21 protein-coding genes are annotated in these 22,549 nt (G+C 71.5%); 11 read left to right on the top strand and 10 right to left on the bottom strand.

The features are described from left to right. Positions 1 to 42: 42 nt before the first annotated feature. The 5 genes from ACOJTC_RS12335 (at position 43) to ACOJTC_RS12315 (ending at position 4,068) form a co-directional block, all read left to right on the top strand. Entirely contained in the window at positions 43 to 975 is a 933-nt protein-coding gene (locus ACOJTC_RS12335; RefSeq protein WP_357931567.1) for a ParA family protein, read from the top strand. Continuing rightward, positions 972 to 1,385 carry a hypothetical protein gene (locus ACOJTC_RS12330; RefSeq protein ID WP_420116949.1) on the top strand — a complete coding sequence of 138 codons (414 nt, stop codon included), beginning with the start codon at positions 972 to 974 and terminating at the stop codon, positions 1,383 to 1,385. The genes ACOJTC_RS12335 and ACOJTC_RS12330 overlap by 4 nt, the downstream gene beginning before the upstream one ends. Before the next feature lie 198 nt (positions 1,386 to 1,583). After that, positions 1,584 to 1,805 carry a TM2 domain-containing protein gene (locus tag ACOJTC_RS12325; RefSeq protein ID WP_420116948.1) on the top strand — a complete coding sequence of 74 codons (222 nt, stop codon included), beginning with the start codon at positions 1,584 to 1,586 and terminating at the stop codon, positions 1,803 to 1,805. A 148-nt stretch (positions 1,806 to 1,953) separates the two neighbouring features. Next, on the top strand, positions 1,954 to 3,147 hold the full coding sequence (locus tag ACOJTC_RS12320) for an endonuclease (RefSeq protein ID WP_420116947.1): 1,194 nt from the start codon (positions 1,954 to 1,956) through the stop codon (positions 3,145 to 3,147). A 69-nt stretch (positions 3,148 to 3,216) separates the two neighbouring features. Continuing rightward, positions 3,217 to 4,068 carry an aldo/keto reductase gene (locus ACOJTC_RS12315; RefSeq protein ID WP_420116946.1) on the top strand — a complete coding sequence of 284 codons (852 nt, stop codon included), beginning with the start codon at positions 3,217 to 3,219 and terminating at the stop codon, positions 4,066 to 4,068. Between the two features lie 11 nt (positions 4,069 to 4,079). Here ACOJTC_RS12315 and ACOJTC_RS12310 read toward each other — a convergent pair whose 3' ends face one another. Further along, complete coding sequence (locus ACOJTC_RS12310; RefSeq protein ID WP_420116945.1) at positions 4,080 to 4,901, bottom strand: helix-turn-helix domain-containing protein; 822 nt, start codon at positions 4,899 to 4,901, stop codon at positions 4,080 to 4,082. 102 nt (positions 4,902 to 5,003) lie between these two features. Here ACOJTC_RS12310 and ACOJTC_RS12305 point away from each other — a divergent pair, with 102 nt between their 5' ends. Both ACOJTC_RS12305 and ACOJTC_RS12300 read left to right on the top strand, forming a co-directional pair. Next, complete coding sequence (locus tag ACOJTC_RS12305) at positions 5,004 to 5,753, top strand: SDR family oxidoreductase (RefSeq protein WP_420116944.1); 750 nt, start codon at positions 5,004 to 5,006, stop codon at positions 5,751 to 5,753. Positions 5,754 to 5,898: 145 nt separating this feature from the next. Then, the gene (locus tag ACOJTC_RS12300) at positions 5,899 to 6,783 is read left to right on the top strand and encodes a cellulose binding domain-containing protein (protein ID WP_420116943.1); all 885 of its coding nucleotides are present in this window, start codon (positions 5,899 to 5,901) and stop codon (positions 6,781 to 6,783) included. 6 nt (positions 6,784 to 6,789) lie between these two features. On the opposite strand, the gene ACOJTC_RS12295 is transcribed toward ACOJTC_RS12300, so the two are convergent. Then, entirely contained in the window at positions 6,790 to 7,152 is a 363-nt protein-coding gene (locus ACOJTC_RS12295; RefSeq protein WP_204927255.1) for a globin, read from the bottom strand. 33 nt (positions 7,153 to 7,185) lie between these two features. After that, positions 7,186 to 8,508 (bottom strand): AAA family ATPase, encoded by a 1,323-nt coding sequence (locus ACOJTC_RS12290; protein WP_420116942.1) that lies wholly within the window; start codon positions 8,506 to 8,508, stop codon positions 7,186 to 7,188. Positions 8,509 to 8,610: 102 nt separating this feature from the next. Here ACOJTC_RS12290 and ACOJTC_RS12285 point away from each other — a divergent pair, with 102 nt between their 5' ends. Next, on the top strand, positions 8,611 to 9,081 hold the full coding sequence (locus tag ACOJTC_RS12285) for a macro domain-containing protein (RefSeq protein WP_420116941.1): 471 nt from the start codon (positions 8,611 to 8,613) through the stop codon (positions 9,079 to 9,081). Between the two features lie 43 nt (positions 9,082 to 9,124). Here ACOJTC_RS12285 and ACOJTC_RS12280 read toward each other — a convergent pair whose 3' ends face one another. Both ACOJTC_RS12280 and ACOJTC_RS12275 read right to left on the bottom strand, forming a co-directional pair. Continuing rightward, complete coding sequence (locus tag ACOJTC_RS12280) at positions 9,125 to 10,072, bottom strand: FAD-binding oxidoreductase (protein WP_420116940.1); 948 nt, start codon at positions 10,070 to 10,072, stop codon at positions 9,125 to 9,127. After that, positions 10,069 to 10,443 carry a hypothetical protein gene (locus ACOJTC_RS12275; protein WP_420116939.1) on the bottom strand — a complete coding sequence of 125 codons (375 nt, stop codon included), beginning with the start codon at positions 10,441 to 10,443 and terminating at the stop codon, positions 10,069 to 10,071. Before ACOJTC_RS12275 ends, ACOJTC_RS12280 begins: the two co-directional genes overlap by 4 nt. 302 nt (positions 10,444 to 10,745) lie before the next feature. Here ACOJTC_RS12275 and ACOJTC_RS12270 point away from each other — a divergent pair, with 302 nt between their 5' ends. Together ACOJTC_RS12270 and ACOJTC_RS12265 are read left to right on the top strand one after the other, a co-directional pair. Next, positions 10,746 to 11,507, top strand: a complete 762-nt coding sequence (locus ACOJTC_RS12270) for a DUF5919 domain-containing protein (protein ID WP_420116938.1) — start codon at positions 10,746 to 10,748, stop codon at positions 11,505 to 11,507. Continuing rightward, the gene (locus tag ACOJTC_RS12265; RefSeq protein WP_420116937.1) at positions 11,504 to 12,298 is read left to right on the top strand and encodes an inositol monophosphatase family protein; all 795 of its coding nucleotides are present in this window, start codon (positions 11,504 to 11,506) and stop codon (positions 12,296 to 12,298) included. The genes ACOJTC_RS12270 and ACOJTC_RS12265 overlap by 4 nt, the downstream gene beginning before the upstream one ends. Before the next feature lie 129 nt (positions 12,299 to 12,427). Here the strand turns inward: ACOJTC_RS12265 and ACOJTC_RS12260 are convergent, their stop codons facing one another. Next, complete coding sequence (locus ACOJTC_RS12260) at positions 12,428 to 12,961, bottom strand: hypothetical protein (protein WP_420116936.1); 534 nt, start codon at positions 12,959 to 12,961, stop codon at positions 12,428 to 12,430. Between the two features lie 246 nt (positions 12,962 to 13,207). On the opposite strand from ACOJTC_RS12260, the gene ACOJTC_RS12255 reads away from it, so the two are divergent. Next, positions 13,208 to 16,270: a DUF3427 domain-containing protein gene (locus ACOJTC_RS12255; RefSeq protein ID WP_420116935.1), complete on the top strand. Its 3,063-nt coding sequence runs from the start codon at positions 13,208 to 13,210 to the stop codon at positions 16,268 to 16,270. Between the two features lie 112 nt (positions 16,271 to 16,382). Here the strand turns inward: ACOJTC_RS12255 and ACOJTC_RS12250 are convergent, their stop codons facing one another. The 4 genes from ACOJTC_RS12250 to ACOJTC_RS12235 all read right to left on the bottom strand — a co-directional run bounded on the left by ACOJTC_RS12250 (position 16,383) and on the right by ACOJTC_RS12235 (position 22,548). After that, the gene (locus ACOJTC_RS12250) at positions 16,383 to 17,387 is read right to left on the bottom strand and encodes a trypsin-like serine peptidase (protein ID WP_420116934.1); all 1,005 of its coding nucleotides are present in this window, start codon (positions 17,385 to 17,387) and stop codon (positions 16,383 to 16,385) included. A 97-nt stretch (positions 17,388 to 17,484) separates the two neighbouring features. Next, the gene (locus ACOJTC_RS12245) at positions 17,485 to 17,784 is read right to left on the bottom strand and encodes a helix-turn-helix domain-containing protein (protein ID WP_091251473.1); all 300 of its coding nucleotides are present in this window, start codon (positions 17,782 to 17,784) and stop codon (positions 17,485 to 17,487) included. After that, positions 17,781 to 18,119, bottom strand: coding sequence for a type II toxin-antitoxin system RelE/ParE family toxin (locus ACOJTC_RS12240; RefSeq protein WP_420116933.1), 339 nt, complete (start codon positions 18,117 to 18,119; stop codon positions 17,781 to 17,783). Before ACOJTC_RS12240 ends, ACOJTC_RS12245 begins: the two co-directional genes overlap by 4 nt. Before the next feature lie 127 nt (positions 18,120 to 18,246). Continuing rightward, a complete protein-coding gene (locus tag ACOJTC_RS12235; RefSeq protein WP_420116932.1) occupies positions 18,247 to 22,548 on the bottom strand; it encodes an AAA domain-containing protein in 4,302 nt (1,433 codons plus the stop codon). Position 22,549 lies beyond the last annotated feature (1 nt).

The raw sequence follows: 22,549 nt of genomic DNA, 5'->3' as shown, positions 1-22,549 counted from the left end.
CATCCGGGCGGCTACGGTTCCCCCTCTGGGGAGGTGCCGTCGGTGTACGTCGTGTCCGTGATCAACTACAAGGGCGGGGTGGGCAAGACCACCGTGACCGCGAACCTCGGGGCCGAACTGGCGAACCGGGGGATGAAGGTGCTGCTGATCGACCTCGATCCGCAGACCAGCCTGACGTTCAGCTTCTACGACCCGGACGACTGGCGGGAACGGCTGCGCGACGGCCGTACCGTGAAACGCTGGTACGACGGCCTGCGCGGGGACACCCCGGCGGTGACGCTGGGTGAACTTGTGGTCTCCCCCGGCCCGGCCAACGCCCACCTGACCGGGGCCGGCCGGCTGGACCTGATCGCCTCGCACCTCGGCCTGGCCGACATCGACCTCGCGCTGGCCCGGGGCGTGGCCGACGGGGAGGACTACGACCGGGAGCTGTTCCGGGTCCGGGGCGCGCTGGCCGAGGGGCTGCACGACGCCGCCCTCGACGGCTACGACCTGGTGCTGATCGACTGCCCGCCGAACTTCAACGTGGTCACCCAGTCCGCCGTCATCGCCAGCGACCACCTGCTCATCCCGGCGAAGGCCGACTACCTGTCCACCCTCGGCATCGACCACCTCTGCGGCAGCGTCCGGGAACTGGTGGACCGGTACAACGCCGACGCCCGCCGGTTCGCCACCAGCCGCCGGCACCACAAGGTCGCCCCGGACGTCGCCGGGGTGGTCTTCACCATGATCCAGTTGACCGCGCAGCGGCCGATCGCCGCCCACCAGGGCTACCTGGACCAGGTACGGGCGCTCGGCCTGCCGGTCTTCCCCACCGCATTGCGGGAGAACGTCACCCTGTTCGCCGGGAACACCCCGCGCGGCGTCCCGGTGGTGCTGCGGAACCGGGTCACCTCGCCGGTGGTGCAGGAGGAGCTGCGGCAGATCACCACCGAGTTCATCGCCCACCTGCAACCCCGCGAGGTGACGGTGTGAGCGGTCCGGAGTCGACGGGGGACGTCGCGGTCGGCGTCCTGGCCCGGGTGGACGAGCTGCTGGCCGGGCTGTCGGCCGCCGACGCCGCCGCGCTGGCGCAGGGGCGGGCCCGGCTGGTCGTCGCCCCGGTGACGCCGCCCCGGGACGGTGCGGACCGGCCGGCTGCTTCGACGCCGTCCGCCCCGTCGGGCGTCGACCTGGCCGCCGCGTCGGCCACCCTGGACGCGTTCGCGCACCGCCGGGACGGCACGGAATACCTGACGCCCTGGGCGGTGCGGGACCTGCGGGCGTTGGCCGCCCGGCTCGGCCTGCGCGGGGTGACCGGCCTGCGCAAGGCGGAACTGGTGGAGCGGCTGGTCGACCGGACGATCGGGTTCCGGGTCGCCTCCGCCGCCGTGCGTGCCCGCTGAGCCGTCCCGGCCCGACCGCACCGGGCGGGAGCAACGGGCACCGGCGCGCCCTGCGGCGTCGGCCCGCAGTCGGGGGAAGCCGGCCTGACCGGCCCGGACCTGCTCGTCCGTCCGGGCGGAGCCGGCTGTCTCGATCTTGTGTGGGGCCGGGGCGGTGGATACGCTCCCGCGGCTGTCTCCACCCGAGAAAGGACCGCAGTGACCGCTCCTGTCAACACTCAGAAGTCCTGGGTCGTCGCCCTGCTGCTCTGCTTCTTCGTCGGCGTGCTCGGCGCGCACCGGTTCTACACCGGCAAGGTCGGTACCGGCGTGCTCCAGTTGATCACCATCGGCGGGTTCGGCATCTGGACGTTCATCGATCTGATCATGATCCTGGTCGGCGCGTTCCGCGACAAGCAGGGCCAGCCGCTGGTCAAGTGAGGCACCGGGCCGGGGCCCGCGCGGCCCCGGCGTCGCCCGGCCCGCCGGGCACCGGCCGGTGTCCGGCGCAGCGTCGGCGAGACGGTCGACGGGAATTCACCCCGGCGACCTCCCGCCGGGCGGGTTCCGGCCGATAACATCGCCGGGCATGGATATGAAGAGCAGCATCCGCCCGCGAACCGGGCGGCTGGTCACCGTGCTCACCGCCGCCGTCACCCTGGCGATCCCGGTGACGGTGGTCGCGACGTCGGCGTCCGCGGCGGCCACGTCGACCGTGGCGCAGGCCCTCGCCAGCCAGGACGGCCGGACCGCCACGGTCACCGGGTACGTCATCGGCCAGCCGACCGCCACCAGCACGGTGCTCACCTCCGGCTACACCGCCGACACCGCCATCGCCCTGGCCGACACGGCCACCGAGACCGGCACCAGCCGGATGCTCTACGTCCAGATCACCGCCGACTACCGCAGCACGTTCGGGCTGTTGACCAACCCGTCGCTGCGCGGCCGGCAGGTCACCGCGACCGGGACGCTGACCGCGTACTTCAGTCACGGCGGGTTGAAGAGCCCGACCGCGATGAGCCTCGGCGGCGGCACCCCGACGCCCACCGCCACCGCCTCCCCCACCCCCGGGCCGACCGGCTCCACCGGGCCGTACGACTCGACGTACTACGCGAACGCGATGGGCAAGACCGGCAGCGCGCTGCGCACGTCCCTGCACACCATCATCAAGACCCAGACGAAGCTCAACTACGACCAGGTGTGGGAGGCGTTGAAGGACACCGACCAGGACCCGGCGAACGCCAACAACGTGGTCCTGCTCTACAGCGGGCGGTCGCAGAGCAAGAGCAGCAACGGCGGTGGAGCCAACGACTGGAACCGGGAGCACGTCTGGGCCAAGTCGCACGGTGACTTCGGCACCGCCACCGGGCCGGGCACCGACGTGCACCACCTGCGCCCCGAGGACGTGACGGTCAACTCCACCCGCGGCAACAAGGACTTCGACACCGGCGGCAGCGCGGTCGCCGAGGCCCCGGGCAGCTACAGCGACGCCGACTCGTTCGAGCCCCGCAACGCCGTCAAGGGCGACGTCGCCCGCATGATCATGTATATGGCGATCCGGTACGAGGGCGACGACGGCTGGCCGAACCTGGAGATGAACAACTCGGTCACCAACGGCTCCGCGCCCTACCTGGGCCGGCTGCCGGTGCTGCTGCAGTGGCACCGGCAGGACCCGCCCGACGCCTTCGAGCAGCGCCGCAACCAGCGTATCTACGAGCGCTGGCAGGGCAACCGCAACCCGTTCGTCGACCACCCGGAGTGGGCCACCGCGATCTGGGGCTGAACGGGCCGGTTGTCACAGATCACCCCGGTCGGGCGGTGAGGAAACCGCCCGACCGGGTAATCCACCGGCATGGCCAACACCGTTCCCGACATCAGCCTCAACGACGGCAACACCATCCCGCAGCTCGGCTTCGGGGTCTACCAGATCGAGCCGAGGGACACCGCCGAGGCCGTCGGCCGGGCGCTGGAGATCGGCTACCGGCACATCGACACCGCCGAGATGTACGGCAACGAGGCGGAGGTCGGCGAGGCGGTCCGCGCCTCCGGGCTGGACCGGGGCGAGGTCTTCGTGACCAGCAAGCTGAACAACGGCTTCCACCGCCCGCAGGACGCCCGCAGGGCGTTCGAGTCGACGCTGTCCGCCCTGAAGATGGACTACATCGACCTGTTCCTCATCCACTGGCCGCTGCCCACCCGCTACGACGGCGACTTCGTCTCCACCTGGAAGGCCCTGGAGGAGTTCCAGCGCGACGGCCGGGCCCGCTCGATCGGGGTGTCGAACTTCCAGGTGCCGCACCTGGAGCGACTGGCCGCCGAGGCCGACGTGGTGCCGGCGGTCAACCAGATCGAGGTGCACCCGTACCTCACCAACGAGCAGGTGCGCGCGTACGGCGCGGGGCACAACATCCTCACCGAGGCGTGGTCCCCGATCGCCCAGGGCCGGGTGCTCGACGACCCGACGATCGTCGACGTCGCCGCGCAGGTGGGCCGCACCCCCGCCCAGGTGGTGCTGCGCGGGCACGTGCCGCGCGGCGACATCGTCTTCCCGAAGTCGACCACCCCGAAGCGGATCGAGGAGAACTTCCGGATCTTCGACTTCACCCTCGACGACACGGCGATGGAGCGGATCAGCGGGCTGGACAGGGGGGAGGCCGGCCGGACCGGCCCGAACCCGGACGAGTTCGACTACATCCCCGCCTGAGCGGGCGCGGTTCAGCCGGCGATCCGCTCGCCGAGACGGCGGAAGACCTCGCGGGTCGGTGAGCCGGGCGCGGCGGTATAGACGATCAACCGCTGGTCGCTCTCGGGCACCAGCAGCACCCGGCACTCGAACTCCAGGGGTCCAAGCTCGGGGTGGGCCACCCGTTTGACCACCGGCCGGCGGGTGGCCACGTCGTGTTCGGCCCACAGGGCGGCGAATCTCGGCGAGACGCCGAGTAGCTCGGTGACCAGCTCGGCCAGCTCCCGGTCGCCGGGGTAACGCCCGTAGGCGGCGCGCAGGTCGGCCACCGAGTCGCGGGCGAAGCGCAGCGTCTCCGCGTCGGTCCAGGGCACGGACGCCTCCTGCCGGAACCACCACCGGATCATGTTGCGGTCGTCGGTCGGCAGGTCCCCCACGAAGTGCCCGGCCAGCCGGTTCCAGGCCAGTACGTCGTACCTGGCGTCCGCCAGGTAGGCCGGGGTCTCCGTCATCGCGTCGATCAGGTGCCGCATTCCCGGCGCCACCACCGCGCTGGGGCCGGCCACCGGCGGCGGCCCCTGACCGGCCAGCCGGAACAGGTACTCCCGTTCGTCCCGGCCGAGCAGCAGCGCGCGGGCCAACGCGGCCAGCACCTGCCCCGACGGGTGCGCTCCCCGGCCCTGCTCCAACCGGACGTAGTAGTCGACGGAGATGCCGGCGAGCTGGGCGACCTCCTGCCGGCGCAGGCCGGGCGTGCGGCGGCGTACCCCCTCGGGGAGGCCGACCTCGACGGGACGTAACCGCACGCGGCGGCTGCGCAGGAAGGTGGCCAGTTCGGCGCGGCGCAACGTCATGCGTACAGCCTGCCGCAGCGTGCGGCGCGCAGGGTGGTACCGCCGGTACCAGGCTGGGCCGGCCTCTCCCGCGCCCGCCGTGGAGCCGGCACGCTCGACACCATGACGACGACGCCACTCGCCCTGGTCACCGGGGGCAACCGGGGAATCGGGTACGCCACCGCGCGGCAACTCGCCGCGCGGGGGATGACGGTGCTGGTCGGGGCACGGGACGCCGACCGGGGCGCGGCGGCGGTGGCCGCGCTGCGCGACGGCGGGGCGGACGCCCGTCCGCTGCCGCTGGAGGTGACCGACCCGGTGTCGGTGGCCGCCGCCGCGAGGCAGGTGGAGCGGGAGTACGGCCGGCTCGACGTGCTCGTCAACAACGCCGGCATCGTCCGGGCCGACGGGATGGCGCGGCCCAGCGAGACCACCCTGGCCACCCTGCGCGAGGTGTTCGAGACGAACGTCTTCGCGGTGGTCACGGTGACCAACGCGTTCCTGCCGCTGCTGCTGCGCGCCCCGGCCGGACGGATCGTCAACGTCTCCAGCGAGGTCGGCTCGATCACCGCGATGACCGACCCGGAGAGTTCCGTGTGGCCGTTGACCTCGGTGCCGTACCCGTCGTCGAAGGCCGCGCTGAACATGCTCACCGCGATGTACGCCAAGGAGCTGCGGGACACCCCGGTCAGGGTGAACGCGGCGAACCCGGGCTACTGCGCGACCGACTTCAACGGCCACTCCGGGTACCGCACCGCCGAGCAGGGTGCCGAGGTGAGCGTGCGGCTGGCGACGCTTGCGGCGGGCGGGCCGACCGGGCAGCTCTGGGGGCACCTCGCCGCCGACGACTCGTACGGGGTGCTGCCCTGGTGACGGGCGTCCGCCCTGCGGGGCCGTTCCGGGTCCTCGGTGGTCGGCGGTGCCGTGAGGTGATGCGGATGCTGTCGAGCTGATGACGCAAACGAATCACCAGTTCTGTCATTGATGAGCGTGCATGGCACTCCGTACCATCCGGGGTATGCGTGCCCGTCGTGTCACCGCCACCGCCGCTGCCGCCGCGCTCGTCAGCCTGGTCGCGGTCAGCGCCGCCCGTGCCGACGACACCCCGGCGCTGACCACCCCCGGCGCACCCGTGGTGGTCACCAACGACCCGCACCGGCTGAGCCTGACCTGGACCCCGTCGACGTGGAAGGGTGAACCGGGCGGCCCGATCACCTACGACGTGCGCTCGCCGATCGGGCCGAACGCCTACCGGGGCCTGGGCAGCACGGAAACCAACGCCGTCACCCTGACCGACCTGGCTCCGGGCACCGACTACCGGATCGCGTTGCAGGCGTACGCCATCGGCGGCTACTCCGACACCTCGGCGGTCACCACCGTGCGCACCGCGTACGGGCGGGCGAAGGTCGACTACCTCAACCTCGACTGGGCACCCACCGACAACCAGGCCCAGTTCCGCCTCAACATCACCAACACGGGCGGCCGGCCGCTGGACCTGACCACCGTGCGGGTCCGCTACCACCTGCGCTTCGAGAACGGCAACGCCGCCCTGACCACCGAGTGCGACTGGGCGACGCTCGGCTGCGACCACATCCGGCGTACCCTCCAGTATTTTCCGCCGCCCGCGCCACCGCCCGGCCCCGGCCCCACGCCGACCCCGACCGTCTACCCGGTGCCCGGGACGCCCTTCCCCGGCTGGGTGGAGCTGACCTTCGACACCGGCGTGCTGGCCCCCGGCGCCTCCTCCGGCCCCATCCAGCTGCGGCTGCACCGGCCCAACTGGACCACGATCGACGAACGCGACGACCCGAGCTGGCAGGCGGCCACCGGCGCGTGGACCCCCAACAGTCGGATCACCCTCGACGTCGACGGGGTCCGCGAGTACGGCGACAACTGGGGCTGACCGCCGTCAGGCGCGGGCTTCCCCGGCGACGGCGCGCTGGGCCGCGACGATCGTGTCGACCGGCAGGCCCAGGCCGCAGAGCACGGCGGCCAGGTAGTCCAGCACCCGCCAGTGCTGCTCGTCGGTCAGCCCGAGCCGCCGCCACGCCCCACCCACGGCCCGCCCGCCACCCGGGCCGCCCAGGGCCGAGGCCAGTTGGGCGGTCAGGCGACCGGCCAACCGGGGCCGGTCCAGCCCGATCAGGTACGGGGCCAACTCGGCGTCCGCCGCGACCAGGCGCAGCCAGCGGATCACCACCGCGCGCACGCCGGCCGGGCCGAGCCAGTCGAACACGCTCCGGGGGCAGGTGACCAGTTCCGTCGTCCGCACACCCCTCAGTACGGATCGTCGCGTACCCGCAGTTCACCGTCCCGGACGCTGCCCCGCCAGGAACGTCATGGTGGTCTGGTTGGCGGCCCAGCCGTCGGGGAACTTCACCGGCACGTCCAGGTGCACCGACTCCGTCGACGGGTGGGCGTCCAGCAGCTCACCGATGCCGGCGCGGGCCACCACGATGCAGGAGTGCCGGTGCCGGGAGGTCAGCACGCACAGCCGCCCCGACTCCAGGTGGAAGTTCGTCGCGTCCCGCCGGCCGGACAGCGGGTGCAGCACGATCGTCACGTCGTACTCGCGGCCCTGGAGCCGGTTGGCGGTGTCCACCGTGACGTCCGCCCCGGCCGGGCCGAGGTGGGCGCGGATCGCGGCGACCTGGTCGCGGTGCGCCGCGCCGACGGCGATCCGGTCGGCGGTCACCGGCGCGCCGGCCGGCGCGTGCTCGGAGACCGCGACCGCGCCCCGGTGCAGCACCCGCAGGGCGAGCGCGGCGCACGCCGCGGCGGCCTCCGCATCGGTACGCAGGGTGTGCCGGGCCGGCAGCTCGTGCAACGCCCAGCCGGTGCCGGCGGCCAGCTCCACCGCCGCGTCGAGCGCGTCGCCCGGCCCCGGCCGGGTCAGCGTCAACGCCCGGTCGGCCGGGCCGGTGCCGGCGCGGAAGCCGGTGAACGGGTAGAACGCCGCCGCGACCACCGGGGCCGCCGACGCGGGCAGCCGCCAGGACACCGGCAACCGGTGCACCGGCAGCTCCGGGTTGTGCCGCAGCAGCACCGCCACCGCCGCCTGCATCGGGTCCCAGCTCAGTCCCGTCCAACGCAGCGTCTCGACGGTGGAGAACGGGTCGAGCTGCCCGGGATCGCCCACGAACAGCGCCCGCTCGAACCGCCCGGCCACCCGCAGCAGGGCATCCGAGCGCATCTGGTACGCCTCGTCGACGATCGCCCACGGCCACCGCCCCGTGGTGACCGTGGCCCACTTCGCCGCCGTACCGATGGTGACGGCCGGGTCGCCCAGGTCCGCGACCTTCGACGCGACCCGCACCGTGTCGTGCCCCCGGACCCGCTCCGACGGCCGGTAGTCGGTCGCCGACAACCGGCCGATGCGCAGCTCGGGGGCCTTGGTGGCCAGCCGGTCGATGAGGTCGTCGACCTGCTCGTTGGTCTGCGCCACGATCATCAGCGGCTCACCGGCGGCGGCCAGCTCGACGGCGGCCCGCACCACGAGGGTCGACTTGCCGGCCCCGGGCGGGGAGTCCACCACCACGCCCCGGTGGTCGCCTGCGCGCAGATCGGCCAGGACGGCCGCGACGACCCGTTCCGCCTCGACGGCGGGCGGCACCTCAAGCCCGATCATCGGCCTCTCCTCCCCAGCGTTCCCGCACCCTACCGGCCTGCGCCGACAGGGCGTCCACGTCACACCCGGCTGGTACGACAGCAGCACCAGGAAGGGGCACGAATGATCGTCTGGAGCGACGGTGACCTGCTCACCGCCGACGCCGAAGCGCTCGTCAACGCCGTCAACACCGTGGGGGTGATGGGCAAGGGGATCGCCCGCCAGTTCAAGCACGCCCACCCCGCCAACTACGCCGCCTACCGGGCCGCCTGCGCGGCGGGCGACGTGCGGCTGGGCCGGATGTTCGTGGTCGACTCCGGCCGGGCCGGTCGGCACCGCTATGTCATCAACTTCCCGACCAAGGGACACTGGCGGGCCAGCGCGAAGCTGCCCGACATCGAGTCGGGCCTGTCCGATCTCGCCCGGGTCGTCCGGGAGCGACAGGTCCGCTCGCTGGCGGTGCCCGCCCTCGGCTGCGGCGCGGGCGGGCTCGACTGGGGTGTGGTCCAGCCGATGATCACGCGGGCGTTCGTCGACCTGCCCGACGTGCGGGTGCTGCTGTTCCCCCCGGCCGGCGCTGTTGTCCGGTCCTGAGCCCTGCGCCCGGCAGACCTGCTCTCCTGCTTCACCACGGGGCCTACGTGGCTGCCGGATCGGGCAGATGAAGACGATCCACGGGCACCCCGGCCAAGGGCAGCCAACGGCGGGCGTCGTCGAGCATCGCGGGCGGGCCGCAGACGTACACCTGCTGGTGGGGTCGGTGGTGGCGCAGCGCGGTGGTGAGCGCGTCGCCCTGCTCGGCCGGGTGTGCCTCGGGGTCGTCGGAGAAGACGGGCACGATGGTCAGCCAGTCGTGGGCACACTGGAGCTTGTCGAGGGCGACCGGGTCGTAGAGGTCGACGAAGGTACGGGCACCGACGACCAGGGTGACCCGGCGGCCGTCGGGGGCGGCGGCGACGTGTTCGACCAGGGCGCGCAACGGCGCCAGACCGGTGCCGCCGGCCACCAGCAGCAGGTCACCGCCGCGCAGGTGCTGGCCGGTGTCGCGGGGCGGCCCGAGCCAGACCACGTCGCCGGGGTTCATCTCGTGGGCGAGGCTGACCGAGACGCTGCCGGCGGGGATGGCACGAACGTGCAGTTCGACGGTGCCCTCGGGGCGGGGCGCGTTGGCGGGGGAATACCAGCGCCACCGACCGGGACTGCGCGTCGTGCTGACGGCGACGGCCTGGCCCGGCCGGTAGCGCAGCCGCCGCCACGGCCGTACCGTCAGGACTGCGATGTGGTCGCCGGGGTTGTCGCGGGCGAGCACCTGGGCGGGCCGCCACGGCGGATCGTCGTCGGCCCGCGCCGCCGCCTGCCGCAGCAACTCCACCGGCACGTCGGCACCGGCCAGCGCACTGATCAGCTCCGCGTGCGGCAGCAACGCAAACCGGCGGAAGGCATGGCCCAGCATGGCCAGCGTCACCGCCTGCGCCGCCGGCTCCGGGTCGGTGGCGAGCCGGCGGAGCGTGGCGATCAGCAGCTCGGCATCGTGGGCGGCGAGCCGATCCGGCAGCGCCGACCGCAACTCGTCGGCCTCCCTCACCGGGCCACCGCCCGCCGCACCCGGGCGATCCGTTCGTCGGGCAGGTCGGCCGCCCAGCACACCCCCACCAGGTAGTCACCGATGCGCCGGTGCTGCTCCTCGGACAGGCCGAGCCCACCCCAGGCGTCCGCCGGCTCCCCGGCGAGCGCGGCGGTCACGCTCGCCGTCAGGTGCGCGGCCAGCCGAACCCGATCCACCCCGATGAGGTACGGGGACAACTCCGCGTCCGCCGTCACCAACCGCAACCAGCGGTGGACGATCTCCTCCGGCGTGACCTGCACACGATCGGACAGCCGACCCGGGGCCGGGATGTGCGCTCCTTCCTCCTGGTTGGTGGCCGGGACGGGGAGGTCTGCTGCGGCGGTGTTCATGGTGTCTGCGGCCCCTGTACGTCGGCGGGAGGGTGACGGGCACCGGGGCGGGCGGGGGCGAGGTCGCGTCGTTCGGGTCGACACGCCCCGGAGCCCAGCACCCGCCCCGGGCCATGCATCAACCCTGTTCAGACGGCCCCGCTGACGACATGACCACGGACTGCACCTACGCGGTCACCGTGCTGCACCAACTGTCGATACAGTGCACGTTGACCTAACTCGACATGAGCTGAGGCGGCACCATGACGACCGTGCAGCGATGGAGCGGTCAGGAGAGCAGGACCCTCCGCCATGCCCTCCGCATGAGCATCCGCGACTTCGCGGCACATCTCGGTGTGGCCGAGCGGACGGTGTCCAAGTGGGAAGCCGGTGGCGCTGGCGTCACTCCGCGCCCTGAGATGCAATCGGCCCTCGACACCACGTTCGGCAAGGCTCCGGTGGAGGCACGGGACCGCTTCACGGCCGCGCTGCGAGCCGCAGCGCCATGCCCCACCGCTACGCCTGATGCGCCGGTCAGCGACGCGACGCAACTCGGTGACCTCGTCGCCGTCTTTTCGAGCCGATCAGAGTTCTCCACCCAGATCTCGCCCGACCATCTTCTGGGCGGCGCGAAGACGGTTCGTGCTGTCGGGCTCTCGCTCAACCTGCTTGCTCAGGGCTTCGCGGACAGCCAGTGGCGTGACCTCCTCGACGCAGGTGGCCGGGCCCGCTGCCTGTTCCTTGATCCCGCAGGCTCGGCCGTACAGGCACGCGAGGCGGAGGAAGGGTTCTCTTCAGGTCAGCTCTCCGGCCTGACCAAGCTGAACATCGAGACGTTGATGCGGGTCCGGGAGCGGCTGCCGGAAGAGCTGCGTGATCGCCTGGAACTGGCCGTCTACGACGACACGCTACGTTTCAACGTGGTCTTGGTGGATGACCTCTGTGTCGCGCAGCCGTACCTGCCGGTGAGCCGAGGTGTCGATTCCCCGACGTTCGTGGTCAGACGGCAGGAAGACCGGTCCTGCCTGTATCCGGTCTTCGAGCAGTTCTTCGAGGCACAGTGGCAGCGAGGGCGGCAGTTGTGAGCGACTACCGACACCTGCTTCCGGTGGCCGAGGAGGCAGTGGCACGGGCAGCCGAGATGATGCGGCGCCGCTCCCCCGGCCCGCTCACCGCCAAGGGTGAGCGGGACTTCGCGTCGCAACTCGACTACGAGATCGAGCGGGAGGTTCGCGCCTTCCTCCGGGCCGCCACTCCCGAGATCGGCTTTCTTGGCGAGGAGGACGGCGTCCAAGCCACGGGCGAGATGCAGTGGGTGCTCGACCCGATCGACGGGACTGCCAACTTCGTACGCGGTATTCCGCTGTGTGCGGTGTCGCTGGGCCTACTGCACGGGGATGACGCAGTCGTCGGCGTCATCGAGGCACCCTTTCTGGGCAACCGGTACGCCGCTGCCCGTGGCAACGGCGCGACAGTCGACGGCAAGCCCATCCGGGCGAGCCATACCAGCAGGCTGAGCGACGCCGTGGTGGCCATCGGTGACTATGCCGTCGGCTCGGACGCCGCCTCCAAGAACCGGTCCAGACTCTCCTTGACAGCACGGCTGGCCGAGGCGGTGCAGCGAGTGCGCATGACTGGGACCGCCGCACTGGACCTGGCCTGGCTGGCTGAAGGCCGGATCGACGCAGCACTTACCCTGTCCAACCATCCGTGGGACATGACGGGAGGAACGGCGATCGCTCGGGAGGCGGGTGCCGTCGTCGTCGACCGCGACGGAAGCAACCACCGCCCCCGCTCGTCCATGACCCTCGGCGCAACTCCCCGCCTGGTTGAAGAGGTGCTGACGCTGGTCGGCGCAGCCTCGCCGAACGATTAATCGGCAGCGGGGATCTGCGCACGGAATCCACACAACACGGCGGCGCTCGATCGACGATAGATCCATTCACCCAGAGCACTGCCGGCGATGGTCAGCGCCCATTATTCGGTAACTTTCTGCCGGATCGGCTCACTCAAGGCGCATTCTTCCGGAACGCATATGAATCGTAACGTCACGGTTCATCCCGTCGGCACCGCTCTTTTCGGAGAGTACCGCAAATCCTTCGAAGTACCCCAGATAGTAGCCAACTTCTCGCAATTCGCGTTCAGCAATGATGCAGGGTTCTAGCTTTCTCCACAATGCTGCGCAGCCGAATCCAAAGAAGGAGATCATTGGCCTGGCGGGTACCAGCCGATGCCCCACAAGGAGGCCGACATGATCGAAATAATGGGCGACTCGTTCGCAAGGAACCCTAAGGTCGTCAGGTAGTTTGCTCAGTGCCGGTGCAGTGCCAGCCGGAAATTCCCCCATCCGAAAAACCGCTCGCCGCGCCAACCTCAGCTCGTCGGCCCGATATTCTTCAAAGAGCTTCAAAACTGCCGCTACAGCGTTCGCATTCCTCGCGGACCGCCATTGTCTCTGCCCGGAGACTACAGCCACTATCAAGGCAGCGGACGAAATTATCACGGGAAGTACGCTTAAAGCAACATCGACCACGGCCACGAAGTGTGCCTTACGACAAGGACGAAAATGCGAGCCTGTCGGATTCCTGACAGCGGACTACGCCAGCGCTATCGCGTGACGGGTGCGGCGTGGACTGCAGAGAGCTTCCCAGCACTCCCAGGATTCGCCTCGAACGCCATCGGATAAGAACAAATCAGTTGCACTTCCGAAAAGTCTCTCAACAACGCGCTCAACCTGGCATGACCGCGCATTGAGTATGGGCGCGCTACTGTAACCTCCACCATCATGGATGGGCTTGAGATGGGCAGCTACGAGCATCTGATCACCCATCAACTCGCCGCTCAACTCCGCCACCTCGACCCGGCCCACGTCCAGCACCATCCCCTGGACCCCGCCGACTCCCACCAGCCCCTCACCCGTCACCTCGCCGCCCTGATCAGCCGTGCCCTGCAAGCTGTCCCCAACGGCGAGGACAAGCTCCGCCACCAGGTCGAGTTGACCAACCGGATCGCCGAGGCCATCGCCACCCTCAGCCCCGCCGCGACCGACCAGCACGACCAGATCGCCGACGCCCGCAACCTGCTGCACGCCATCGCCGCCCCGCCCACGCCCCCGGCGCAGCCGACCTTCCCGCAGCGCCCCACCACCCCGCTCTCCACTGGTGCGCTGCTGGTCAACGGCAAGCACCAGCCCCGCATCGGCCACGAGGTCACTCACGAGATGGCTTCGGCGCAGCGGGTCGATCTACTCTGCGCGTTCATCAAGTGGCACGGCCTGCGCATCGTCGAACCCGCCATCCGTGAGCTGATCCAGCGCGGCGGCAAGCTACGCGTCATCACCACCACCTACCTGGGCGCGACCGACCAACGCGCCCTCGACCGGCTCGCCGAACTCGGGGCCGACATCAAGGTCTCCTACGAGACCAGGACCACCCGACTGCACGCCAAGGCGTGGCTGTTCCGCCGCCACCACGGGCTGACCACCGCGTACGTCGGGTCGAGCAACCTGTCGAAGGCCGCGCTGGTCGACGGGGTGGAGTGGAACGTCCGGATCTCGAACGTCGAGCAGCCGCACGTCATCGACACGTTCACCGCCACCTTCGAGGACTACTGGAACGACCCGGCGTTCGAAAGCTACGACGCTGCGCGGGACGCCGAGCGACTGCGCAGCGCGCTGCGCGGGGAACGGCGCGAGGACTCGCCGACGCAGATCGCCAACCTGGACGTGCGGCCGTATCCGTACCAGGCGGAGATCCTGGCGGACCTGGACGCCGAGCGGCAGGTGCACGGCCGGCACCGCAACCTGGTGGTGATGGCGACCGGCACCGGCAAGACGGTCGTCGCCGCGCTGGACTACCGGCGGCTACACAGAAACAAGACCGTCGACTCGCTGCTCTTCGTCGCCCACCAGGAGCAGATCCTGCGGCAGAGCCTGTCGACGTTCCGGCAGGTCATGGGGGACGGCAGCTTCGGCGAAACGCTGGTGGGCGGCCAGGTGCCAACGCACTGGACGCATGTCTTCGCCTCCATCCAGTCGCTGCACCGGCGGGAGATCGCCCCGCAGGCGTACGACATGGTGATCGTCGACGAGTTCCATCACGCGGAAGCACCGACGTACGCCCGGTTGTTGGAGCGGCTCGCTCCACGCGTACTGCTGGGGCTCACCGCGACGCCCGACCGGGCCGACGGCGGCGACGTGCGGCGGTGGTTCGACGGCCGGGCGGCGGTGGAGCTGCACCTGTGGGAGGCGCTGGAGCGGCAACTCCTCGCGCCGTTCCAGTATTTCGGGGTACACGACGACACGGATCTGTCGCACCTACGGTGGCGACGCGGCCAGGGGTACGACCTGGCGGATCTCGACGGGGTCTACACCGGTGACGACGCGCGGGCCCGGATCATCCTCGGGGCCGTGCGGGACACCGTGGACACCGGCCGGATGCGGGCGCTCGGGTTCTGCGTGGGTATCGGGCACGCCGAGTTCATGGCCGACTGGTTCACCCGGCACGGCGTACCGTCGGCGGCGGTCACGTCGCGGGCGGACCGGGCGGAGCGCGACCGGCTGCTGCGGGAGTTCAAGGCCGGGAAGCTGCGGGTGCTGTTCACGGTCGACCTGTTCAACGAGGGTGTCGACCTGCCGATGGTCGACACGATCCTGATGCTGCGGCCCACCGAGAGCGCCACCATCTTCCTCCAGCAGTTGGGCCGTGGGCTGCGCCTCGACGACGACAAGCCGTGCCTGACCGTGCTCGACTTCATCGGTGGGCAGCACGCCAACTTCCGTTTCGACCTGCGGTGGCGGGCGCTGACCGGGGTCAGCCGGCGGGCCATCAGCGCCGCCGTTGAACAGGACTTCCCGTCGCTACCCAGCGGCTGCCACGTGCAGCTCGACCGGGTCGCCAAGGAGATCGTGCTCGCCAATCTGCGCACCGCGCTGCCCACGTCCAAGAAGGGTCTGGTTGCCGAGCTGCGGCAGCTCGGTGACGTCAGCCTCGCCGAATTCCTGCGGGAGACGGGCCTGGAGGTCGAGGACGTCTACCGATCGGCGTCGATCGGCGGGTGGACCGGGCTGCGGCGGCTCGCCGGCCTGGACACCTCGGCCCCCGGCCCGGCAGACCGGGAGTTGGGCCGGGCGATCGGGCGGATGCTGCACCTGGACGACGTCGACCGGCTCGACCTGCTGGCCCGGGTCGCCGCCGGTGACCCGCCACCGGACGGGCGGCTGTGGAACATGCTGCACTTCGACCTGTGGGGACCCAACGTGCCGCTGACCTCCCGGGACGAGCGGCTGAACCGGCTCTGGGCGACGCCGGCCCGCTGCACCGAGTTGCGCCAGGTCGCCGAGGTGCTGCGGGACCGCATCCACCGGGTCACCGCCCCGGTCGGCACGCTGCGGGTGCACGCCCGCTACAGCCGCAACGAGGCGTGCGCGGCGTTCGGGATGCCGAATCCCGGGTCGCTGCGGGAAGGCGTGAAGTGGCTGGAAGCCGAGCAGGCCGACCTGTTCTTCGTCACCCTGGTCAAGTCGGAGCAGCACTACTCCCCCACCACCATGTACGCCGACCGGGCCATCACCGAGCGGCTGTTCCAGTGGGAGTCGCAGAGCACCACCTCGGAGTCGTCCCCTACCGGGCAGCGGTACATCCACCACGCGGCGCTGGGCTCGACGGTGCACCTGTTCGTGCGGGAGACCCGGGTGCCGGACCGGGACCTCGGCGCACCGGCCTACCTGTACGCCGGCCCGATGACCTACCGGCAGCACAGCGGGGAACGGCCGATGCGGATCGTCTGGGAGCTGGCGACCCCGCTGCCTGGTGACCTGTACGCGGCGGCCCGCACCATCGCCGCCTGAGGGGCGATGGCAGACCGTCCGACTGATCGTCTGCCTCGCGGCGGAAGGGACCCGCCGTCGGCACCGGACGCCCACACCCGTGACGAGGTGGGCTGCCCGGTGCCAGCCCGGATCAGCTGTGTTGCGCCCGCTCGAAGAGTGGGCGGGTGATCGCCGTGCTGAACTGCGGCCCCACCAGGTAACGCTTCCCCGGGATGTAGCCGTGGGAGTTGTCGCCGACGACGGTGCCGAGCCCGGTGTGCCGGTCGAAGTGCGCGAAGCGTGGGCCGCCGCTGGAGCCGCCGCCCATCACGCACTCGGTGCCCCACTGGCCGGGCGGCTCCGGCCAGTCCTCGGTGGACTGCTGCTCGACCGCCCGGCCGGCGCAGTAGGCGAGGCGTTCACCGGTGTACTCGGGCAGCCCTTCGCGGGCCTCGTCGGAGCTGGCCCGGGGGTAGCCGAACTGGTGCACCACCCGCGCGCCGGGCACGTCGTAGCCGATCCGCTGGGCAGCGCCGACGGCGTCCTGCACCCGGCGGCCGTCGCTGTTCGGGTGGAGCACCACGAACGCCTGGTCGTACGAGTCGTAGAGGCTCTCGATCTGGTCGTTGAGCAGCCACGTCGGGGAGACCACCGACAGCCGGGCGACGAACCTGCCGTACGGTGCCCGGCCATCCCGGTAGCCGGGGATGAACAGCACGTTGGCCGACCACTGGTTGTCCTCACCGATGAGATCGGTGTTGTTCACGCAGTGCGCGGCGGTCACCACGGTGCCGCGGTTGGCGCTGTCCAGCACGGTCGCCGTGCAACTGCTGTCCTCCCCGTGGTCGGTGAAGAAGAGCCGGCCGACGGTACGCGACACGGCGTCCGTCCGGGTCCAGGGTGCGCCGTCGGGCTTCGCCACGGGCGGCACCTGCGCCGACGGGGTCTTCAGAGCCGCGATCCGCTGCGGCGTCCAGTACGCCAGCACCGCCTGCCGCTCGGCGTCGGTGACGGCCACGGCGTGGGTGGCGACCGTTCCGGGCGTGGCGGTGGCGGGCTGCTGAGCGAGCCCGGTCAGAGTCGTCGTCACGAGCGCGGTGACCGCTCCCGCGACACCGACGCGACGACGCAGACCGGGGGTTGGCTTCGATGTCATGACGGGAAACGTACGGCCGGATTGTCAGGAAATCGTTGGCGCGCCTTCCCCGGATCGGTCGCGACTCAACGTGCTCCGATGCGAGGAGGGTCGGCTCTCAGGCCGCGTCGGCGTTCGGCGTGAACCTGACATCGAGCCGCATGTCGAGGGCGCCGGCCAGCCGCTCCAGGACGGGCAGAGTGGGTATCGTCCCGCCAGCCTCGAACCGCGCTACGGCGGACTGCGTCATCCCGGCAGCTCGCGCCAACTGACTCTGGCTCCAGCCACTTCGCTCACGCAGATGCCGAACCTCCTGGCCCAGCTCGTAGGCGATTCGGGTCGCCTCGTACGCCTCGGCTGCTCCGGGTTCGGCCAGCCGGCGGTCACGCAGGTCGTTCCAGTCGACGCGATCACTCATCGTTCTGCCCCCTCGTTCACGGTGTGCCGCTCCGCCATGCACCGCTCAAGCGCCCGGCGAGCCCGCTGGATCTCCCGGTCCTCCCGCATCCGCGTCTTGCGGAACACCGTCAACAGGATGGTCCTCCGCTCGGAAGCTATCCAGTACGTCACGCGTACCGCGCTGTGCTCCAGGTAGAAGCGCAGTTCTCTGAGTTTGCCGTCCAGTTGCCTGGTGTGAGGTTCGCCGAGAAGAACACCTCGACTGGCAAGAAGGTCGATATAGAACGCCGCTCGCGCGAAATCGGTGCTCGGCAGTTCCTCCAACCAGTCTCGGACTTCTGGTTCCAGCTCCACGCTACCCAGGCCATAGCGTCGATGCTATAACTTGAGGCAGTCACTCACCGTTAGTGCCACTCGCGTGTCGGGTTGCCCATCAAGCTCAGGGCACGGGCGGAGAGCGGTATCAGCCAGCAGCGACCGTTCAGGACGGGTGCTCCTCGACCTTCCGATGGCCCTCGATGCCCAGCTCCTCGACGCGCTGCCACAGCGGTGCCAGCGCCGCCTCCGGGTCCCGGCTGAACACGCTGCCCCGGATCCGCACGAAGACGCAGTTGCCGACCCGTTCCAGCACCGCCTGCCGGCGCATGTCGCTCTCCCACTGTTCCGGCCCGTGGTAGGCGTCCCCGTCGCACTCGATGGCGAGCCGCCGCCCGTCCGGCGCGGGCAGCACGAAGTCGATCCGGTACGAGCCGACCCGGAACTGCGGCAGTGGCCGCAGCCCTCGGCGCAGCATGCGTCGCAGCACCTCGCGTTCGAAGTCGCTGTCGCAGCGCCGCTCCAGGTCGTCGTACGCCTCCTCGGCGGTGGTGACGTTCTGGCAGTAACGCAGCAGCAGGCCCCGGGCGTCGTCGGGGCGCAGGTCGTCGGGTTGCACGGAGTGGAACACCCAGAGCTGGTCGCGGGCCCGGGAGGCGGCGACGTTGACCCGGCGGTGGTGGTCGCGTTTGGTGAACGGGGCGACCGGCCCGTGGTGCGGGGAGACCACCGTCGACACCAGCACCACGTCGCGCTCGTCGCCCTGGAAGGTGTAGGAGTCGCCGACGCGCAGCCGGCGGCGTTCCATCTCCTCCTCGCCGATCTCCTCGCGCAGCCGGGCCAGCAGGTAAAGGGCCTGCCCGCTGGTGCTGAGCAGGCTGACCACGCCGACGCTGCGGCCCGCGTACGCCGGGTCGGCGACGATCGCGGCGACCCGGGCGACGAGCGCTTCGGCCTCGGCGACGTTGACGTTGCCGTAGCCGGACAGGTCCTGGCGGACGCCTTCGGGCACGTGCACGGCGACGACCGGGTCGCCGATGCCGGCGGGCCGGTCGGTGCGCAGCGGTTCGATCTCGCCGCCGTAGTAGGTGTCGCTGGAGAACCCGATGATCGCCGGTACGGACCGGAAGTGCTCGGTGAGCAGGATACGTTCGGGCGAGCGGCGGACCGCGTGGTCGTAGAGGCTGCTCTCCGGGTCGAAGTGCTCGGCCGACGGCACGTCGACCAGGTGTGAGTTGATCAGGCCGGTGACGCTGCCGACGAAAGAGAGCTGCGGGCCGATCTGCTGGTCGTCGCCGACCACGACGGCCCGTTCGGCGAGGGTGAGGACGGGCAGGGCGAACAGGTCGGCCTGCGACGCCTCGTCGACGATGACCACGTCGAAGCGCGCCCCGCCGGCGAACTGTTCGATGGCCCGGTCGACGGACATCACCCACACGGGCACGGCGTCCACGGCGGCGGTCATCGCCTTCTGGGCGTGGCCCTGCCACTGGGCGGCGTTCTTCCCCGTCCCCTTGCCGATCTTGCGCAGGGCAGTGGTCCAGTCGGCGAGGGCGGCCCGCCGCCGGTCGTCCAACGCCAGCGACACCTCCAGCCAGGCGGAGGCGACCACGAGTTCCCGGGTGAGCTGGCGGATGCGTTCCCGGGTGCGGTCGACGCGCCGGCCCAGGGCGACCGGGTCGACGCTGCCGACGACCTGGTCGAACCAGGTCTGCGCGCGCCGCCACCGCCACCGGTCGGGGCAGTCCGCGCCGGTGCCGTGCAGGGCGGCGGCGGTGCCGTCCTCGAGCTGGGCGGTCCAGTCCGGGGCGACGGGCCGCAGCCGCCCGGTGAGCTGGGCGAAGCGTTGCGCCTCGGGGCGCAGGGCGGCGAGCCGGCGCACCTCGTCGAGCAGGGCGTCCCAGCCGTCGAGGTCACCCTGGTAGGCGTGGTCGAGCAGCCGCCACAGGTCGCTGGCCTCCACCCCGGACATGCCGCGTTGGAGCAGCGCGTCGAGCCGGTGCTCCTCGGCCACCAGCTCGTCGTGGACGAACACCGCAGTGGCCCGGCCGAGCAGGGCGATCAGCGCGGCCAGCCGGCGTACGTCGACGGTGTGTTCGGCGCGCGGCAGCACCCGGCGGACGGTGCGCAGCAGCGTCGGCCAGCGCCGCCGGTCCCAGTCCAGCGCGGTGGCGGCGGCGGTGAGCAGCTGCCCCGTCCAGTACTCCGGATCGTCGCCGACCTCGGCGGGCAGGCCGAGCGGCGCGCGCCACTCCGCCCACCGGGTGGCCAGCGCCTGCCGCAGCCGACGCCGGGTGACGTACGCGACGACGATGTCGACGTCGTCGGCGCTGCGCAGCACCTCGCCGTCGATCCGGCAGTCGGTGGCGATCCGGGCCAGGGTGCCCTGGAAGAGCTTGTTGACGCCCTTGCCGGCGGCGAAGCGTTGCCGCAGCTCGTCGAGCAGCGCCAGCAGTCGGCGCGGTTCGGTCAGGTGGATCTCGGCGACGGCGACCTCGTGCCCGGCGATGACCCGGGCGGCGGCGGCCAGGTCGGCGAGCGCCTGCTGGCTGGCGGCCACATGGTCCTCCCACCGGATCCGCCAGTTCGCGTCGGCCTGCAACAACGCGCCGAGCCGGTCGGTCCACGCGCCCTCGCGCTCGGTGAGCAGGGTCAGCGCCTCGCGTAGCTGCCCGCCGAGCTCCTCCAGGGCGGGCTGCCCGACGGCGCGTACCTCGGCGATCAGCACCCCGGCGTCGGCGAGCCGGTCCAGTTCGTGCCGGGTCGCGGCCAGCTCCCGGCGGTCGTCCCGGATCGCCTCGGCGGTCGGCAGGTCGGCCGCCGTCGGCAGCTCCCGCAACGCCTGCGCCCGGTCGGCCCGCCGGGTACGCCTGGCGATGTCGAGCAGGTCGCTGAACTCCTCCCCGGTCAGCGGGGCGTCCAGGTCGGCCGCGAGCGGGTCGGGGATGTCGCCGTAGCGGTCGGCCCGTTCGCGCAGCCACACGCCGACGTCGCCGGGGGACAGCCGGATGCCGTCGATCTCGTACCGGGCGGACTCGTGTTCGGCGAGCGCCCGCAGGCCGGCCAGGGCGAGCCCGAGGTCCCGCTCGGCCTCCTCCAGTTGCCGGCGCAGCCGGTCGACCCGCTGCTGTTCGGCGCGACGGTCCAGGGTGGCGCCCCGGTCGGAGAGTTCCCGGGCGGCGAGCTGGAGCTGCACGAGCTGGTCGGCGGAACGGCCGAGCACCGCCAGGCAGAGCGGCTGGATCTCCGGCGGCAGGCCGTCGCGCAGCACCCGCAGCGGATCCTCCTTCTGCGCGACGACGAGCACCCGCTTGCCGTGCGCCATCAGGTGACAGATCAGGTTGCGGATGGTGTGCGTCTTGCCGGTGCCGGGTGGCCCCTGCACGGCGACGTTGCGGTGCTGGGCGAGCCGGCGGGCGATGGACTCCTGCGCCTCGTTGGTGGGCAGCGGCATGAGCAGCCGCTCCCCCAGCGGCTGCCACCGCTGCGGCTGGTCCTGCGGCATCTCCAGCCGGCTCGGTTCGTGGGCGAGGACGGCGGCGAGCGCGCCGATGCCGGTGGTGTCGCCGGCCAGCAGCCGAGCCCGCAGCTCCTCCAGGAAGCGGCGCAGCATCCGCTGCCGGGGCCGGACGAACAGCACCCCGGTGTCGTGCACGTACGGGCCGGTGGGGGCGGGGGCGTCGGCGTCGCGCAGCACCGGGTCGTGGCCGAGGCGGCGCAGCGCGCGTTCGAAGAACTCCCGCCTGTCGAACTCCGCCCAGACGTCGAGGTCGAGCTGCCCGCCGGATCCGGCCAGGGCCAGCAGTTGCCGCAGGTACCGTTCGTCGAGGCCGGTCAGCGGGTCGGTCTGCAGCCGGGCCGGCCCCTGCGGCACCACCCGTACGACCGACCGGTCCGGGTCGTACTCGACGGCGACCGGGGTCACCACCAGCGGGTACCGCACCTGGTGGCCGGCGACCTCGACGCGGATGACGCCGTGGCCCCAGACGAGTTCGTGGCTGGCGGCGGTCATGTCGACCCGGTGCATCAGGTCGAACAGGGCGCGGTGCAGCTGGCGTACCCGGTCGGTGCGGGCGGCCTGCTCGGCCCAGGGCCGCCAGTCCTGCTCCCGCCACTGCTCGAAGCGGGGTCGCAGCCGCGCGATGGTCTCCTCGTCGCCGGTCAGCCTCGGCTCGGCCGGGTAGGGCGGGGTATCGGCGAGGTGCGCGACGAACTCGACGGGGGTCTTCAGTCGCCGGGGTGCCGCCGGCAGGCCGACCTGGAGCCAGCTCACCCCGTCGGCCGAGACGCCCACCTGGCAGTCGGGGTGCTCGGGCAGGTCGTGCTGCCAGAACACGTCCGCTGTGGGCACCGTCCGGGCCGGCTTCTCCAGCTGGGCACGGACGGCCATCAGGTAGTCGACCAGCGCGGTGGTGCGCTCCAGGATCAGCGCGGGCGATTCGATGTCGGACGTGGCGCGGGAGAGCATG

It is taken from the genome of Micromonospora sp. (assembly GCF_048594385.1).
Lineage (GTDB): Bacteria > Actinomycetota > Actinomycetes > Mycobacteriales > Micromonosporaceae > Micromonospora > Micromonospora wenchangensis.
This window is presented reverse-complemented; position numbering and strand designations above follow the sequence as displayed.